Origin of the sequence: Klebsiella sp. WP3-W18-ESBL-02, assembly GCF_014168815.1 — a bacterium.
Lineage (GTDB): Bacteria > Pseudomonadota > Gammaproteobacteria > Enterobacterales > Enterobacteriaceae > Kluyvera > Kluyvera ascorbata_B.
Map to the genome: position 1 here is coordinate 3,405,699 of NZ_AP021972.1, position 15,637 is coordinate 3,421,335.

Sequence of the window (15,637 nt, forward strand, 5' to 3'; positions counted from 1 at the left end):
AACCATGACCACTCTGACGCTCGATAAACTGACCGACCGCATCCAGGCCCACAAAAACGCGCTGGTGCATATTGTTAAGCCGCCGGTGTGCACCGAACGCGCACGCCACTATACCGAAGCGTACCAGCAGCACCTGGACAAGCCGATTCCAGTCCGCCGCGCGTTGGCGCTGGCCCACCACCTGGCAGAGCGGACTATCTGGATCAAACACGACGAGCTGATCATCGGCAACCAAGCCAGTGAAGTGCGCGCCGCGCCGATCTTCCCGGAATATACCGTCAGCTGGATTGAAAAAGAGATCGACGATCTCGCCGACCGTCCGGGCGCGGGCTTCGCCGTCAGCGAAGAGAACAAACGCGTGCTGCACGAAGTGTGCCCATGGTGGCGCGGCCAGACCGTACAAGACCGCTGCTACGGTATGTTCACCGATGAGCAAAAAGCGCTGCTGGCGACCGGTATCATCAAAGCTGAAGGCAATATGACCTCGGGCGACGCTCACCTGGCGGTAAACTACCCGTTGCTGCTGGAAAAGGGCCTCGACGGCATGCGCGCGAAAGTGGCTGAACGCCGTACCCGCATTAACCTGACCGTGCTGGAAGACCTGCACGGTGAGCAGTTCCTCAAAGCTATCGATATCGTTCTTGAAGCCGTAAGCCTGCACATTGCCCGTTTCGCCGAGCTGGCGCGTAACATGGCCGCCGAAGAAACGCGGGCCAGCCGCCGCGATGAGCTGCTGGCGATAGCGGAAAACTGCGACGTGATTGCCCACCAGCCGCCAAAAACCTTCTGGCAGGCGCTGCAGCTGTGCTATTTCATTCAGCTGATTTTACAAATTGAGTCGAATGGACACTCCGTGTCGTTCGCCCGTATGGACCAGTATCTGTACCCTTACTATCGCCGCGACGTTGAGCTGGAACAGTCATTGGATCGCGAGCACGCCATTGAACTGCTGCACAGCTGCTGGCTGAAGCTGCTGGAGGTGAACAAAATTCGCTCCGGCTCGCACTCCAAAGCCTCTGCCGGTAGCCCGCTGTATCAGAACGTCACCATCGGCGGCCAAAAATGGGTAAACGGCGAGGCGCAGGACGCGGTCAACCCGCTCTCTTACGCGATTCTCGAATCCTGCGGCCGCCTGCGCTCCACCCAGCCAAACCTGAGCGTGCGCTACCACGCTGGCATGAGCAACGATTTCCTCGACGCCTGCGTGCAGGTGATTCGCTGCGGCTTCGGCATGCCAGCGTTCAATAACGATGAAATCGTCATCCCGGAATTTATTAAGCTCGGCGTCGAACCGGAAGATGCCTACGACTACGCGGCAATCGGCTGCATCGAAACCGCCGTCGGCGGTAAATGGGGCTATCGCTGTACCGGCATGAGCTTTATCAACTTTGCCCGCGTGATGCTGGCGGCGATGGAGGGCGGCCGCGATGCCACCAGCGGTAAGGTGTTCCTGCCACAGGAGCACGCGCTGTCGCAGGGCAACTTCGCCAACTTCGACCAGATGCTGGCCGACTGGGATAATCAGATCCGCTACTACACGCGTAAATCGATTGAGATTGAGTACGTGGTCGACACCATGCTGGAAGAAAACGTGCACGATATTCTATGCTCGGCGCTGGTTGACGACTGTATCGAGCGGGCGAAAAGCATCAAACAGGGCGGCGCAAAGTATGACTGGGTTTCCGGCCTGCAGGTGGGCATCGCCAACCTCGGCAACAGCCTGGCGGCGGTCAAAAAGCTGGTATTCGATCAGGGGGCGATAGGTCAGCAGCAGCTGGCACAAGCGCTGGCGGACGATTACGAGGGTCTGACCCACGAACAGCTGCGTCAGCGCCTGATCAACGGCGCGCCGAAGTACGGCAACGACGATGACAGCGTTGATACCCTGCTGGCGCGCGCCTATCAGACCTATATCGACGAACTGAAGCAGTACCACAACCCGCGCTACGGCCGCGGCCCGATTGGCGGAAACTACTACGCCGGCACCTCGTCTATTTCGGCCAACGTGCCGTTTGGTGCCCAGACTATGGCTACACCGGATGGCCGTAAGGCGAAAACGCCGCTCGCCGAAGGCGCCAGCCCGGCTTCCGGTACCGACCATCTGGGGCCAACCGCGGTGATCAGCTCTATTGGTAAGTTACCGACGGCATCCATTCTTGGCGGCGTGCTGCTTAACCAGAAGCTGAACCCGGCAACGCTGGAAAACGAGAGCGATAAGCAGAAACTGATGGCGCTGCTGCGCACCTTCTTTGAAGTACACAAAGGCTGGCACATTCAGTACAACATCGTGTCGCGTGAAACGCTGCTGGAAGCGAAGAAACATCCGGATCGGTACCGTGATTTAGTGGTGCGCGTGGCGGGGTATTCGGCGTTCTTTACCGCGCTGTCGCCGGATGCGCAGGATGATATTATTGCCCGTACGGAGCACACACTGTAGTTCGGTGTTTTCCCCCTCACCCTAACCCTAACCCTCTCCCCAATGGGGAGAGGGAACCGCACGGAGCCATTTTTCTCACCTTTTTTGGTGGTTGATGCTGGTGTTGTTATGTGAGTCACCAATGGTTGAAAGTTTACTCACTTAGTTGCGTGTCCACTATTGCGGGATAAGATCAGAAGACCATTTATCGTTTACTGACCTATGGACCGGTACGGTGCTGATTTTCAACTAAAACATCGAGATGCTGTTCCTTACGACGAAACTCACTAGGGGAAAAACCGGACACACGGTGAAAATCACGGGAAAAATGCAGCGGATCGTTATACCCCACAAGAGCAGCAATACGGCTAATTGAATCGTTGGTTTCAACCAGAAGCCGTCGCGCCTGCGACAACCGATAGTTTTTTAGCCACTTTAGCGGGCTTTGATTGAATGTGGCCTGAAATAAACGAAAAAGTTGGGGCTTACTCACCTGACAGTAATGCATAAATTTTTCAATATCCCATTCATCACTGTAGTGACTGTGGATCTGATAAATCAGCTTGCCTAATCCGCGGTGTAAAATAATAGGCGTTCTTTCCGCTTCAAAACTGCGGTTTTCCAGCAGCATAAAAATGAGCTGCGCACAAAGAAGATCGCAGCGCGCGTCCGCCACCAGCGTATGTGTATGCATCATGCTAAAGATATGGTTATAAATTTCAGTCACTTTGTCTGGCTGTTCAAACTGAAAAACCGGGTTGCGCGACACCTCGAGGATTTGCATCAGGTTATTGAGCTTCCCCCCCTCAATTCGCACCCACAGAATTTCCCATGGTTCCTCTTTATTGGGGAAATGTTCATGCGGCCAGCGTACTGGCAGCCAGGCTAGCCCGCCTTTTTTCACGGGATGAAGGGTATTTTCCATCCGGATAAACCCACTGCCGTTGAGGCAAAAAATCAGCTCATGCCCCACAACTGACTGGCGTCTGACATGAAAGTTTTCAGCCGTCTGAATATGCCCGGCGCGCAAAATACGATAGTTCACCAGCGTCGAAAACTCATCCGACTCACGATACCAGTTTGCCACGATGCGGGTTTTCTGCGTTTCTCTTCCCATTAGCTCCTGCCTACCTGAACACCCTGTATAAGGGCGTACAGCGTGGCACGGTCAATATCAAAACGCCCGTAACACGCCCGAATTCCAGACAAAATTTTGAACCACTTCACAACTTCATTGACATGAAAATTTTGTCCATGTTGCAGAGAATTCTACCTATCACGCCTCATCGCCGACCTGCCTAAAGTAGCGTTATCCCAACCGCATAGTGTTGTGCGGTGACCTAGCAAACAGGAGTAGTTGTAGATGATTGATTTTAACGATCCCCGTCAGGTTGCGAAGGCAATTCAGTTCACCAATGTAAACCCGGATTTGACGCGTGAAGGGTTATTAAAGCACCTGGAAATTTGTCAGCAGTATCAATTCGATGCTGCGATGATCGCGCCATGCTGGGTGTCTCTGGCGAAAGATGTGCTGAAAGGCAGCGGGATCCGCGTTGCCACCACCGTGAACTTCCCGCAGGCCAACGACACCACCGCCATGAAAGTCGCCCTGGTGCGTGAACTGGCGAAAGAAGGCGCTGACGAATTTGATTTCCCGCCGAACCCAGGCTTTTTGCTCGGTGGTCTGGACGAGCTCTATTTCCGCGAGTTGAAAGAAGTCACCCACGTTGCTCACGATCTGGGTATGAAAGTAAAAGCTATGCTGGAGTTCGGCTTCATCACTGAAGAAGCAATGAAAATCAAAGCCACTCGTTATGCATACGAAGCCGGTATTGACTGGGTGAAACAATCCAGCGGCTGGGGCAAAGGCGGCTGCGCAGCCACGGTAGAAGATGTTCAACTTCTCAAAGCGAATATCCAGGCCCCGTGCCGCGTGAAAGTTTCCGGTAAAGTCAACACGATAGAAAAAATGAAAGAGATGTTTATTGCCGGGGCGGAACTGGTGGGTACCAGCTCCGGGCCAGAGCTGGTGAAAGGCCTGGTAGGCGATATCAACGGCTATTGATTTATCCCGGGACACCGTGGCAACGCGGCGTCCCGTTCAAAAGCAGTACAGAGAATGGAGTATGTGATGAGTGTATTTATTCTCGGTAGTTATGCAAAAGCGTTAGTGATGACCACCGATCGTATCCCACTGGCAGGCGAAACGCTGATTGGCCGCGATTTTCGCCAGACCTGGGGCGGAAAAGGCTCGGACATGGCGGTGCAGGCCGCACGCTTAGGTGCAGATGTCGCCTATGCGGGCGTTGTCGGTGATGATGCATTTGGCTATGAGTTCGTCGGTTTAATGCAGGATGAAGGCATTGATATCCAGGCGCTGAGCATCACCCAAGAGTTGCCGACCGGCGCCGGGTTGATCGTCAAAGATCGCGAGGCGCGAAATATCATCGTGGTGGATATGGGGGCCAACAAACTCTTTACCCCATCTCGCGTTGATGAAGCCATTGCCTCCTTAGCTGAGTGCAATGTTGCCCTGGCCCAACTGGAAATTCCGCTGGAAACCGCGCTGTACGGCTTGCGTCGCGCCCATAGCCTGGGGAAAACCACCATCCTGAATCCGGCGCCCGCCCAGGATCTGCGTCAGCTTGATTTAAGCGCCATCGACTACCTAACCCCGAATGAAACCGAAGCCCGCGTCGCCCTGGGGCTGCCGCCGGACGATCCGCGTAGTAACCGGGAAATCGCCGATCTGCTGTTAGATACCGGCTGCCGCTACGTCGTAATGACACTGGGCGATGCAGGGTCGGCGGTCTACTCCCGCGACGAAACCCTCGAGGTTGCCCCTTGTCGGGTTGAGGTGGTCGACAGCAACGGCGCAGGTGACAGCTTTAATGCGGCGCTGGCGACCGCTCTTGATGAAAATCAGTCGCTTCACGATGCCGTCTTATTTGCCAACGCCACCGCCGCATTGTGCTGCACCGCCTGGGAAACCGTGCCGTCATACCACACACGTGCCGACGTTGAAGCCTTCCTACAGACACAGGCAACAACCGAGGAGCACGCACGATGAGAACCGGACGAATTCAGCATCCTGAGCTGGCGGGCGCGCTGGCGACCCTGGGCCACACCGACATTGTTCTGGTAACCGATGCGGGCTTTCCAATCCCGGCGAATGCCCACCGCATCGACCTGGGCTTCTGGCCGGGAACCATCGACGTCATGACCATCCTGCAGGTGCTGCGCGAAGAGATCTTCGTCGAAGAAGTCCACTTCGCCAGCGAAGTGCGTGATTGCAACCCGCAGCTCTACCGCGACCTTCAGGCGGTTTATACCGGCTCCGGCGCCGAATTCCGCGAAGCCAGCCATGAAACGCTGTGCCAGCAGCTAGCGCAGCAGGCCAAAGTCATCATTCGCTCGGGTTCGTTTAACCCGTGGGCTAATTTTGCGCTCGTCGCCAGCACCGATCCGTTTGCCTGGTTTACCGACGCCTCCGGTGTTGCCCCGCTGCCGGCCTACGTTGCCCGACGCCAGCGCATTCTGGACAACGTCGTTCCGGAACTCAACTAACAGGAATCATTATGAAAGCAGCCGTTGTTAGCCAGCGCCACCCCGGAAAAGTCGAGATCAAAAAGATAGCGCTCCGGGATCTCAAAGCCGGTGAAGCGCTGGTCGAAGTGGAATGCTGCGGCGTTTGTCACACCGATTTGCACGTCGTGCAGGGCGATTTCGGCCCCGTTCCCGGTCGTATTCCGGGACACGAAGGGATTGGCATCGTGCGCGCGATCGCTGGCGATGTGACCAGCCTGCGCATTGGCGATCGCGTCAGCGTCGCGTGGTTTTATGAAGGATGCGGCGTTTGCGAGTACTGCGTCAGCGGTCGTGAAACGTTTTGCCGCAAGGTCAAAAATGCTGGTTACAGCGTCGATGGCGCGATGGCAGAGCAGTGCATCGTGAAAGCCGATTACGCCGTGAAGGTGCCAGAGGGGCTCGACTCGCTCATTGCCAGCAGCATTACCTGCGCCGGGGTGACAACCTATAAAGCGATAAAAGTCTCCACGGTACGTCCTGGGCAATGGGTCGCGGTCTGGGGCGCTGGCGGGCTCGGCAACATGGCCATTCAGTTTGCACGCAACGTTTTTAATGCCCGCGTGATTGCCATTGATATCCAGGACGACAAACTCCAGCTCGCGCGCGAATCCGGTGCGGAGTACACCATCAATGCGCGGGAGGAAGACGTCCCAGCTCGCATCAACGAGCTGACCGCAGGCGGCGCGCATGCCGCAGTGGTGGTGGCCGTCGCACGCTCGGCCTTCAACCAGGCGGTCAACAGCGTACGAGCCGGAGGCCGCGTGGTCTGCGTTGCCGTCCCGGCGGGCGATCTCGACCTGAACATTGTCAAAACCGTGCTGGACGGCATCGAAATCGTCGGCAGCCTGGTCGGTACACGTCAGGATCTGGCGGAAGCTTTCGATCATGCGCTGGCAGGACGCGTACATCCGGTCGTTCAGGCCCGTCGTCTGGATGAAATCAACGACATTTTTAACGAGATGGAACGCGGCGCAATCCAAGGGAGAATGGTGATTGATATGCGCCAGACGGCCAAAACGGCCAGTACCCAATACCAGGAGTCTGAAGCATGAAAATCACCGGCTGGCGCACGCTCAAAGCGCTGCATAACTGGGGTAGGCCGATCGGCGATATCAACGGTAGCCTGATCTCCGGAGTCACCGAAATCCCTTTTCTGGTGCTGGAAACTGACGAAGGCATCTGTGGTATCGCGCCGGGAGGCCATGCCGATATCGAGCGTATCTTCCCGGCCATTGAAGGCGAAGATCCCCGCGCGGTTACCGCGCTCTATGACCGCATGCTGTCCTGGGTATTTAAAAGCGGCCATGCAGGTAGCGTCTTTGGGGCCATCGGCGTCGTCGATATGGCGCTGTGGGATTTAAAAGCAAGGATCGCCAATGAACCGCTGTGGCGGCATCTGGGGGCCAGACAGGCTTTTGTGCCGGGCTATGCTTCCGGGCTCGATTATCCGCTCTCCCTTGACGAACTGGTCGCGCTACACCAACGTTTCGCCGAGCGCGGGTTTACCGCGTTCAAACTGAAAGGCGGCCTGGACGTCGAGCAGGATCTGGAGCGTTTACTGGCGGTGCGCGACGTGTATCGCCGTAACACCGCCGCCCCTTCGGTGATGATTGACGTCAACGAATCCATGAGCGCCAAACAGGCGGTGCGCTACGTCTCGCGTCTTGAGCGAGCGCTCGATCTGAGCTGGATAGAAGAGCCGGTAAGACGCTGGGATGCCGCAGGCCACGCCGCCGTCCGTCAGCAGGTTCACTGCGCGGTTGCCACTGGGGAGAACCTGACCGGCATTGAACAATTTGAACCGCTGATACGCGAACGCGCCGTGGACGTTTTACAGGCCGGTATGTGCTGGGGAATAACCCACTTTCTGCGCGTCGCAAATCTGGCGCAGGCCTTTAGCCTGCCCGTCAGCCCGGTCGGTTACAACACCAACCCGGTCGCACACGCCGCAGCGGCCATTGCCAACCATCTGAGTTGCGAAGTTCAGGATCTCACTTTCCCCACCGGGGTGAGCGTCGACCAGCGCATTGAAAATGGCGGCATTGTGCTGGGCAATGCCCCGGGGCTGGGGATTTCACTGGATGAAGCAGCGCTGGCAAAACCGCATGCGGAAGGGAGCTGGACTGTCGCACAGGGCCCACACGTCCGCCCAGAGCGGGCCGGATTACGGCTATCTCTGCGCACCACCGAGAACGACACATTACGTTCGGGAGCAGACAAAAAATGAAAACAGTCATGTTAGGCAAAACCGGTATTCAGGTTCCGGTACTGTCCATGGGGGCAGCGTCACTCGGCAGCATCTATCACCCGGTCTCACAGCAGCAGGCCAATGAAACCGTCGAAACCGCGCTGGCCCACGGGGTGAACTATTTCGATGTTGCGCCCTACTACGGGCTAACAAAAGCAGAAACGGCGCTTGGCGCAGCGTTAAAAGGTGTACCAAGAAAGCACTATACGCTGGCAACCAAAGTGGGCCGCTACGGTGATAGCCAGTGGAATTTTTCCCGCGAAGCCACCCTGCGCAGTATTGATGAGAGTCTCTCTCGCCTGGGAACTGACCATATCGACGTAATCCAATGCCACGATATTGAATATGGCGACCTGTCACAGCTGATTGATGAAGCGCTGCCGACGCTGCGTGCTTTGCAACAAGACGGCGTGGTGGGCCACGTTGGGATCACCGGGTATACGCTGGATTTGCTCGAGCGTATCGCCACTGAGCAGCAGGTCGACACGGTGATGGCCTATTGCACCTGGACGTTGCAGGATCGTCGTTTAGGCGACGTCGCTCGTCGGCTTAATCAGGCGGGAATCGGGGTGTTGAACGCGTCCCCGCTGGCAATGGGATTACTGACCCGTGACGGCGCGCCGCAGTGGCACCCAGCGCACACCGATGTGCAGCGAGTGTGCCGCGCGGTCACGGCACTGTGTGACCGCAATGGCGTCAATATTGCCCAGGCAGCCCTGCAGTTTGCCTTAACTACCGCAGCGCAAAACGGTATTGCCACCACCGTGATTGGCACCGCCAGTGCAGAAAATATGCTGGACAATATTCGCTGGAGCACGCAGCCGCTCGACCCGGAATTAATGGGCAAAATTGATGCGCTGATGGCACCAGTGCTGAATATTGGCTGGGACATGCTGCCAGGAAACGGAGGCAAAGCCCAAAAATGACGCTGATAGATAGCCACCTCCATCTGTGGAACCCACAGTGTTTATCTTACCCGTGGCTCAACGATCTGCCGGCGCTAAACCAGCCGTATCTTCCCGAACAGCTGGCCAACGTTGACGGCGCGCCGGACATGGCGATTGTTGTTCAGGCGGATTGCCTTATCGACCAGGCTCTCGAAGAGGTTATCTGGCTTCACCGGATAGCGGAACACAGCCCTATCGTCCTGGCCGGGATTGTCGCCTGCGCACCGCTGGAACACGGCGAGGCAGTACGCCCTTTTCTACGCCAGCTCCGGGAATGGCCATTAGTCGTTGGCATTCGCCGTTCGCTACAAAATGAGCCGCTTGAGCGCTTTTACGATGCAGACTATCGGGCCGGACTGTTGGCCGCCGCGCAGGAGGGATGGGTCATCGATCTGTGTATCCGCGCAGATCAGCTCCTTGCCGCTGACAACCTGCTGAACTGGCTATTTCACCGCTGCCCGCAGGCACATGTGGTGCTCGACCATATGGGTAAACCCAATATTACGCAGAACGGCATGCTGGAATGGCAACAAGGCATTATGCGGATCGCGGCCTACCCGAACGTCAGTTGCAAGCTTTCCGGCCTACCCACCGAAGCGGACTGGCAGAACTGGACAAAAGAGCAGCTGATCCCCTGGATCCTGCATGCCATCGATATCTTCGGCACCGAACGCTGTCTTTTCGGCGGGGACTGGCCCGTGGTCAACCTTGCGGGCGGATATACCCGATGGCGTAAATGCGTGGAAGAGTCATTGCAGCTTTTGCCGATATCCGCACAGCAACGTAGCGCCATTACGGCGCAAAACGCCCGGCGAATTTATTCACTGTCCTCAGGAGGGTAACGATTACCTGACTCTACCTCTGGATGTCGTTTATTTCATTTTCCCTACTGAAAACTATAATTGAGGAAATAAGCATGTCTGATAATAGCAACGCAATAGCGCCACTGGATGCTAGTAACAAATACAATAAAAATACTGTTGAAAACACATTAACGGTCACCGGAACGAAAAAACGAATTTTACTGGTATCATTATTTACCAACTTCTTTGTCCTGCTCGCGCTCTACTGTGGGGTTATTTCGGTGCTGCTGCCGAACCATATTGCGCAAATCGATCCGGCCAATAAGGCCAACAACCTGGCGATCGTCATGACGACAGCCCTGCTCTTTACCATCCTTGCCCAGCCGATTGCGGGTGCGTTATCCGACCGCTGTCGCTCCACCTGGGGGCGACGCTCACCGTGGATTGTGGGCGGCGCGCTGCTCGGCGGGCTGGCGATTTTTGGTATTTCAATGGCCACCACGGTTGCCGGCATTGCCGCGTTCTGGCTAATGGCCGCCGTATCGCTGAACTGTATGAACGGGCCGCTTGCCACGGTTGTCGCCGATCGCTTCCGGCCGGAAAACCGGGGGATTGCGTCCGGGTTCGTGGGCGCGGGCTCAACCGCTGGCGGTACCGTTGGCATCATCCTTGCCGGGTATCTGGCCTGGAATCTGCAGCTCGGCTACCTGGTGTTTGGCCTTGCTATTGCGGCCTGCTGCCTTGCCTTTGTGCTGATCAACCGGGAGCCGTCGGCCCGCACGTTGCCCACAGAACCTTTCCAGTGGGGAACGTTTTTCAAAAGCTTCTGGGTCAGCCCGCGCGAGTACCCTGATTTTGGCTGGGCGTTTTTTGGCCGCTTCACCATGTACCTCGGGTATCAGGGCGTTGTCACCTATCAGCTGTATATCCTGCAGGACTATATCGGCCTGAGCGTTCAGGAATCTAACTACGCCATCGGCACCATTTCGGTGATAACGCTGGTCACATTATTGTTCTCTGGCCTGATTTCTGGCGTTCTCTCCGACAGATGGCAGCGGCGTAAAATTTTTGTCTTCGCCTCCAGCGTGCTGATGGCCGCGGGTCTGATGTTACCGCTGATAATGCCGACGCTTACCGGCATGTATATCTATGCTGCGATCCTTGGTCTGGGTTACGGCGCCTACACGTCCATCGACATGGCGCTAATGACCCAGGTATTGCCCGGCGGCGGCAAACAGGCGGGAAAAGATATGGGCATTCTGACCATTGCCACCGTATTACCGCAATCATTCAGCCCTATTTTATCCGCCTGGCTACTGTCGGCATTCGATAATAATTATTCATCACTCTTTATTGCAGCCATTATTTTTGTATTTGCATCCTCATTCTTCGTGCTACCGATTAAATCGGTAAAATAAATAAAACTGACTAGCAACAACCGCACTCACTCTTGAGTGCGACGGGTTCGCTTACACCTGATTTAAGGAAAGATAATATGTCACACCGAATGATATTAAATGAAACCGCCTGGTTTGGCCGTGGCAGCCGTAACCAGTTAATTGCGGAAATTTCGCGTCGGGGATTTAATAAAGCGCTATTGGTATCGGATAAGGGACTGGTCAAGTCCGGCATCATCCGCAAAATTACCGACCTGCTGAACGAGGCCGGTAAAGCATGGGCGCTTTATGATGACGTGGTACCTAATCCCCCCATCGAGGCCGTTACCGCTGGCGTTAAGGCGTTTCAAGAAAGCGGCGCGGATTATCTGATCGCCATTGGCGGCGGCTCACCGCAGGATACCTGCAAAGCGATTGGGATTATTATCGCTAACCCTGAGTTTGCCGACGTGCGCAGTCTGGAAGGCCTCTCTCCGACAACACACCCTTGCGTACCGATTATTGCCATCCCCACAACGGCAGGCACGGCGGCCGAGGTCACCATTAATTACGTCATCACCGATAATGAAAATCAGCGAAAATTCGTCTGTATCGATCCGCATGATATTCCGCAGGTGGCGATTGTGGATGCCGATTTAATGGACGCCATGCCCGCGGGCCTGAAAGCGTCTACCGGTATTGATGCGCTGACCCACGCCATTGAAGGGTACATCACGCTCGGTGCCTGGGCGCTGACCGATGCGCTGCACCTGAAGGCCATCGAGCTTATCGCGCAGGCGCTGCCGGGTTCCGTTACCGGGGATCCAGACTGCGTCGAGCAGATGGCGCTGGCGCAATATATCGCCGGCATGGGCTTTTCAAACGTCGGGCTGGGACTGGTTCACGGCATGGCGCACCCCTTAGGCGCGTTTTACAACATGCCTCACGGTGTCGCAAACGCCATTCTGCTCCCATGGGTAATGGCCTGGAACGCTGAATTTAGCGGTGAAAAGTACCGCGATATCGCTCGCGCGATGGGGGTAAAAAATGCCGATTCACTTCCCCTTGAAGACGTTCGTCTGGCTGCCGTCAATGCCGTACGACGGCTAAATCTGATCGTGGGCATCCCGACATCGCTGCGCGAAGCCGGGATGAAAAAAGAAAATATCGCCGCGCTCTCTCAGGCTGCATTCGATGATGTCTGCACCTCGGGCAACCCGCGCCCGTCTTCACTGGCAGATATTGCTGCTCTTTATCTTCAGGCATTTCATGGCTGAACTTTTTTCAGGAGAAAAATGATGACCCAAGCCTATTTTAGCGGTGTCATTCCCCCGGTACCGACCCTATTTAACGCCGACGGTGAATTCGACAGCCAGGCGCAGAGTGTCTTAATTGACCATCTGCTGACAACACCTGTCGATGGCCTTTTCTTCCTCGGCAGCGCTGGCGAATTTGCCCATATGTCGGAAAATCAACGCCGCGAAGTCACCGAGTTTTGCATTCAGCATGTTGCCGGACGCAAACCGGTCCTTATCGGCATCGCCTGCTGCGGCACCCAGGCAACGATTAATGCCGGTCTGCATGCCCAGCACTGTGGCGCAACGGGGGTTGTGGTGGTCAATCCGTGGTACAACCCGCTCAGCGAACAGAACCTCATTAATCACTACAAAGCGATTGCCCGCGCGCTTGAGCTGCCGATAATGCTCTATAACTTTCCGGCGCTGACCGGGCAACCGATCCCGGTAGATGTCATCCGTGAGCTGGCACTAAGCTGCCCTACCATCGTGGGCCTGAAGGACACGGTCGACACGCTCTCGCACATCCGTGAAACTATCCATGCCGTCAAAAGCGTGCGGCCTGATTTTGCGGTTTTTGCCGGCTACGATGAATACCTGCTGGGAACCTTGATTCTGGGGGGGGACGGTTGTATTCCTGCCAGCGCTAACTTTGCCCCGGAGCTTACCTGCGGGATCCTCGCGTCCTGGAAGAAAAAGGATTTTGCGACAGCGGTAGAATTACAGCAATCACTGTCGTGGATCCCCCCACTCTATAATCTGGACTTACCTTTCTACAATGTCGTTAAATATGCATTGCAGCTTATTGGCCTCGATATCCCCGTGTTCTCTTTGCCACCTGCTTCACCGCTTACCGAGGAGTGCAAAAGCGAGATAAAAAGTATATTACAGCGCGCTGGCGTACTTAAATAAGGAAGTCATGATGGGAAAACTACGTCGTTTCGGATGCGTCGTTCGCGTGCGTCCCGAAAAGCTCGATTATTATAAAAAGTTGCATGCCAACCCTTGGCCTGAAGTGAATGAGATGATTAAGGTCTGCAATTTACAGAATTTCTCTATTTATCATAAAAACGGTTTTCTGTTTAGCTATCTGGAATATACCGGAGATGACTATCAGGCCGATCAGGCCAAAATGGCGGCACACCTTAAAACACAGGAATGGTGGCAGGAAACGTCTCCTTGCCAACAGTCGCTGGAAGGTGAACCGGAAGATTCTCTCTGGGTTGAGATGGAAGAGGTATACCACCTGGATTAATCATCCGATGTAACCTTATCGGGCCGCTGACAATAAAAGGCATGGATATATAAATGTCAGCCGGGCCCGCTAGGGCTTTTTAATATCGACCCCGCTGTTGCGTAATTTCAATTACGCAGGGTTTCTTTTTACTTTTGTATTCGATAGCAACCACGAGAATAATATGAAACTCTTTTCAGCTAAATTAATTAGCCTTGCGCTCGTTAATGTCCTCACTATTCCCTATGCCATATCCTCTCAACAATTATCAGTTGAAGAACGCCTGAATCAACTGGAACACCGTTTACAGCAGTCAGAATTTCGCGCTGCGGCCGCCGAACAAGAAAATGTCCAGCTACGCCAGCAGCTGCGGCAGAATATTCAGGACATGGAGAAAACGCAAAAAATAGCCAAAGATCTCGATCAACGAACCCAAAAAATTGAGAAAAATACGCCGGACGATAACGGCTATTTTGAGCTGCACGGCTATGCCCGTTCCGGGTTGATGACCTCGCAAAACGCCCGCCATGCGCAGGGGGGGCCATACCTGACCCCCGCGGGACAGACCGGCGGGGCCGTCGGACGCCTGGGCAATGAGCCAGACACCTATGTTGAAGTCTACCTGGAGAAAAAACAGCGTCTGGATAACGGTGCCACCACGCGCTTTATGACCATGATTGCGGACCAGCAAAAGAGCTATAACGACTGGACCGCCGAGTCCAGCACGCTCAACGTGAGCCAGGCGTTTGCGGAGATCGCCTCGCTGCCGAGCTTTACCGGCGCGTTTAAAGACACCACGCTCTGGGCCGGGAAACGCGTTGACCGCGATAACTACGAAATTCCCTGGCTGGACTCGAAAATCATGGCACTCAATGGTACCGGCGGCGGCATTTATGACATTCGCTGGAGCGACAATGCGCGGAGTAACTTCTCCTTTATTGGCCGTAGTTTCGGCGACGTAGACGTCATCAATAACGACGTCCAGAACTATATTCTGACCGCCAACAACTACATTGGCCCGGTCCAGATACTTCTCAGCGGTATGGAGGCAAAAGATAACAACGACCGCGAAACGCTGAATGGCATTAAGGTCTTCAATGCGGCCAGCAGAGGCTATATGGGGCTGCTAGGTTATAAGACAGACAGCTTTTACGGCCTCGCCGCCGGGGAATCCAGAAGCGCACTTTCCGTGGGACATGGGCTGGGCGCGGAGGTCAAGAATATCGGTACGGATCCGGCGTTGCTTGCCGAGGCGACCACTGCGCGTTTCGCCAGCTATGGCATCGTAAATCTGGCGCCTGACTGGGACTTTGCGCCCTCAATCCTGGCGCAATCCAGCCGCAACCGTTACGTCAAAAACGATGACTATCGCTGGCTGACACTTAATGGGCGGTTGATGCAGAACCTCACCACCAACTTCGTACTGGCGTATGAAGCCACCTGGCAGTATATGGATCTGGATCCCAATGGTTATCAGGACTACCAGAAGGTTCGCGGCAATTTTTACAAGCTGACGTTTGCGCCAACCTTCCGCGCCGATAATATTTCGCCGTTCTTCAGTCGTCCTGAGATACGCCTTTTTGCCACCTGGATGGACTGGGATAAAGCGCTGGATAACTACAGCAAGCACGACACCTTAGGCCAGAAAGATTTCACCGCCGGCGGTGAATGGAGCTTTGGGATACAAATGGAGACTTTCTTTTAACTAAGAGACCGGAGCCCAGGCGCTG

The 15,637-nt window shown here is 55.3% G+C and carries 14 protein-coding genes; 13 read left to right on the forward strand and 1 reads right to left on the reverse strand.

Features of this window, described 5'->3' with window-relative positions; genetic code table 11:
- Window positions 1-4: 4 nt before the first annotated feature.
- Entirely contained in the window at window positions 5-2,437 is a 2,433-nt protein-coding gene (locus H7R56_RS16270; RefSeq protein WP_106924534.1) for a formate C-acetyltransferase/glycerol dehydratase family glycyl radical enzyme, read from the forward strand.
- A gap of 199 nt (window positions 2,438-2,636) precedes the next feature.
- Here the strand turns inward: H7R56_RS16270 and H7R56_RS16275 are convergent, their stop codons facing one another.
- The gene (locus H7R56_RS16275; protein ID WP_106924535.1) at window positions 2,637-3,533 is read right to left on the reverse strand and encodes a helix-turn-helix transcriptional regulator; all 897 of its coding nucleotides are present in this window, start codon (window positions 3,531-3,533) and stop codon (window positions 2,637-2,639) included.
- Between the two features lie 246 nt (window positions 3,534-3,779).
- Between H7R56_RS16275 and deoC the strand changes: the two genes are divergently transcribed.
- The 12 genes from deoC to H7R56_RS16335 all read left to right on the forward strand — a co-directional run bounded on the left by deoC (window position 3,780) and on the right by H7R56_RS16335 (window position 15,612).
- Window positions 3,780-4,481, forward strand: a complete 702-nt coding sequence (deoC, locus tag H7R56_RS16280) for a deoxyribose-phosphate aldolase (protein ID WP_106924536.1) — start codon at window positions 3,780-3,782, stop codon at window positions 4,479-4,481.
- Between the two features lie 66 nt (window positions 4,482-4,547).
- On the forward strand, window positions 4,548-5,486 hold the full coding sequence (locus tag H7R56_RS16285; protein WP_181357956.1) for a ribokinase: 939 nt from the start codon (window positions 4,548-4,550) through the stop codon (window positions 5,484-5,486).
- Complete coding sequence (gene rbsD, locus H7R56_RS16290; protein ID WP_106924537.1) at window positions 5,483-5,983, forward strand: D-ribose pyranase; 501 nt, start codon at window positions 5,483-5,485, stop codon at window positions 5,981-5,983. Before H7R56_RS16285 ends, rbsD begins: the two co-directional genes overlap by 4 nt.
- A gap of 11 nt (window positions 5,984-5,994) precedes the next feature.
- Window positions 5,995-7,056: an alcohol dehydrogenase AdhP gene (gene adhP, locus H7R56_RS16295; protein WP_106924538.1), complete on the forward strand. Its 1,062-nt coding sequence runs from the start codon at window positions 5,995-5,997 to the stop codon at window positions 7,054-7,056.
- The gene (locus H7R56_RS16300; protein ID WP_106924539.1) at window positions 7,053-8,231 is read left to right on the forward strand and encodes a mandelate racemase/muconate lactonizing enzyme family protein; all 1,179 of its coding nucleotides are present in this window, start codon (window positions 7,053-7,055) and stop codon (window positions 8,229-8,231) included. Before adhP ends, H7R56_RS16300 begins: the two co-directional genes overlap by 4 nt.
- Window positions 8,228-9,178, forward strand: a complete 951-nt coding sequence (locus tag H7R56_RS16305; protein ID WP_106924540.1) for an aldo/keto reductase — start codon at window positions 8,228-8,230, stop codon at window positions 9,176-9,178. Before H7R56_RS16300 ends, H7R56_RS16305 begins: the two co-directional genes overlap by 4 nt.
- The gene (locus H7R56_RS16310) at window positions 9,175-10,041 is read left to right on the forward strand and encodes an amidohydrolase family protein (protein ID WP_106924541.1); all 867 of its coding nucleotides are present in this window, start codon (window positions 9,175-9,177) and stop codon (window positions 10,039-10,041) included. The genes H7R56_RS16305 and H7R56_RS16310 overlap by 4 nt, the downstream gene beginning before the upstream one ends.
- 74 nt (window positions 10,042-10,115) lie before the next feature.
- A complete protein-coding gene (locus H7R56_RS16315; RefSeq protein WP_106924542.1) occupies window positions 10,116-11,420 on the forward strand; it encodes an MFS transporter in 1,305 nt (434 codons plus the stop codon).
- A gap of 77 nt (window positions 11,421-11,497) precedes the next feature.
- Window positions 11,498-12,655, forward strand: coding sequence for a lactaldehyde reductase (gene fucO, locus H7R56_RS16320; RefSeq protein WP_106924543.1), 1,158 nt, complete (start codon window positions 11,498-11,500; stop codon window positions 12,653-12,655).
- 18 nt (window positions 12,656-12,673) lie between these two features.
- Window positions 12,674-13,585, forward strand: a complete 912-nt coding sequence (locus tag H7R56_RS16325) for a dihydrodipicolinate synthase family protein (RefSeq protein WP_320108814.1) — start codon at window positions 12,674-12,676, stop codon at window positions 13,583-13,585.
- Between the two features lie 7 nt (window positions 13,586-13,592).
- Window positions 13,593-13,928, forward strand: a complete 336-nt coding sequence (locus H7R56_RS16330; protein WP_197974842.1) for an L-rhamnose mutarotase — start codon at window positions 13,593-13,595, stop codon at window positions 13,926-13,928.
- Window positions 13,929-14,091: 163 nt separating this feature from the next.
- On the forward strand, window positions 14,092-15,612 hold the full coding sequence (locus tag H7R56_RS16335) for a carbohydrate porin (protein ID WP_106924546.1): 1,521 nt from the start codon (window positions 14,092-14,094) through the stop codon (window positions 15,610-15,612).
- Window positions 15,613-15,637: the final 25 nt, after the last annotated feature.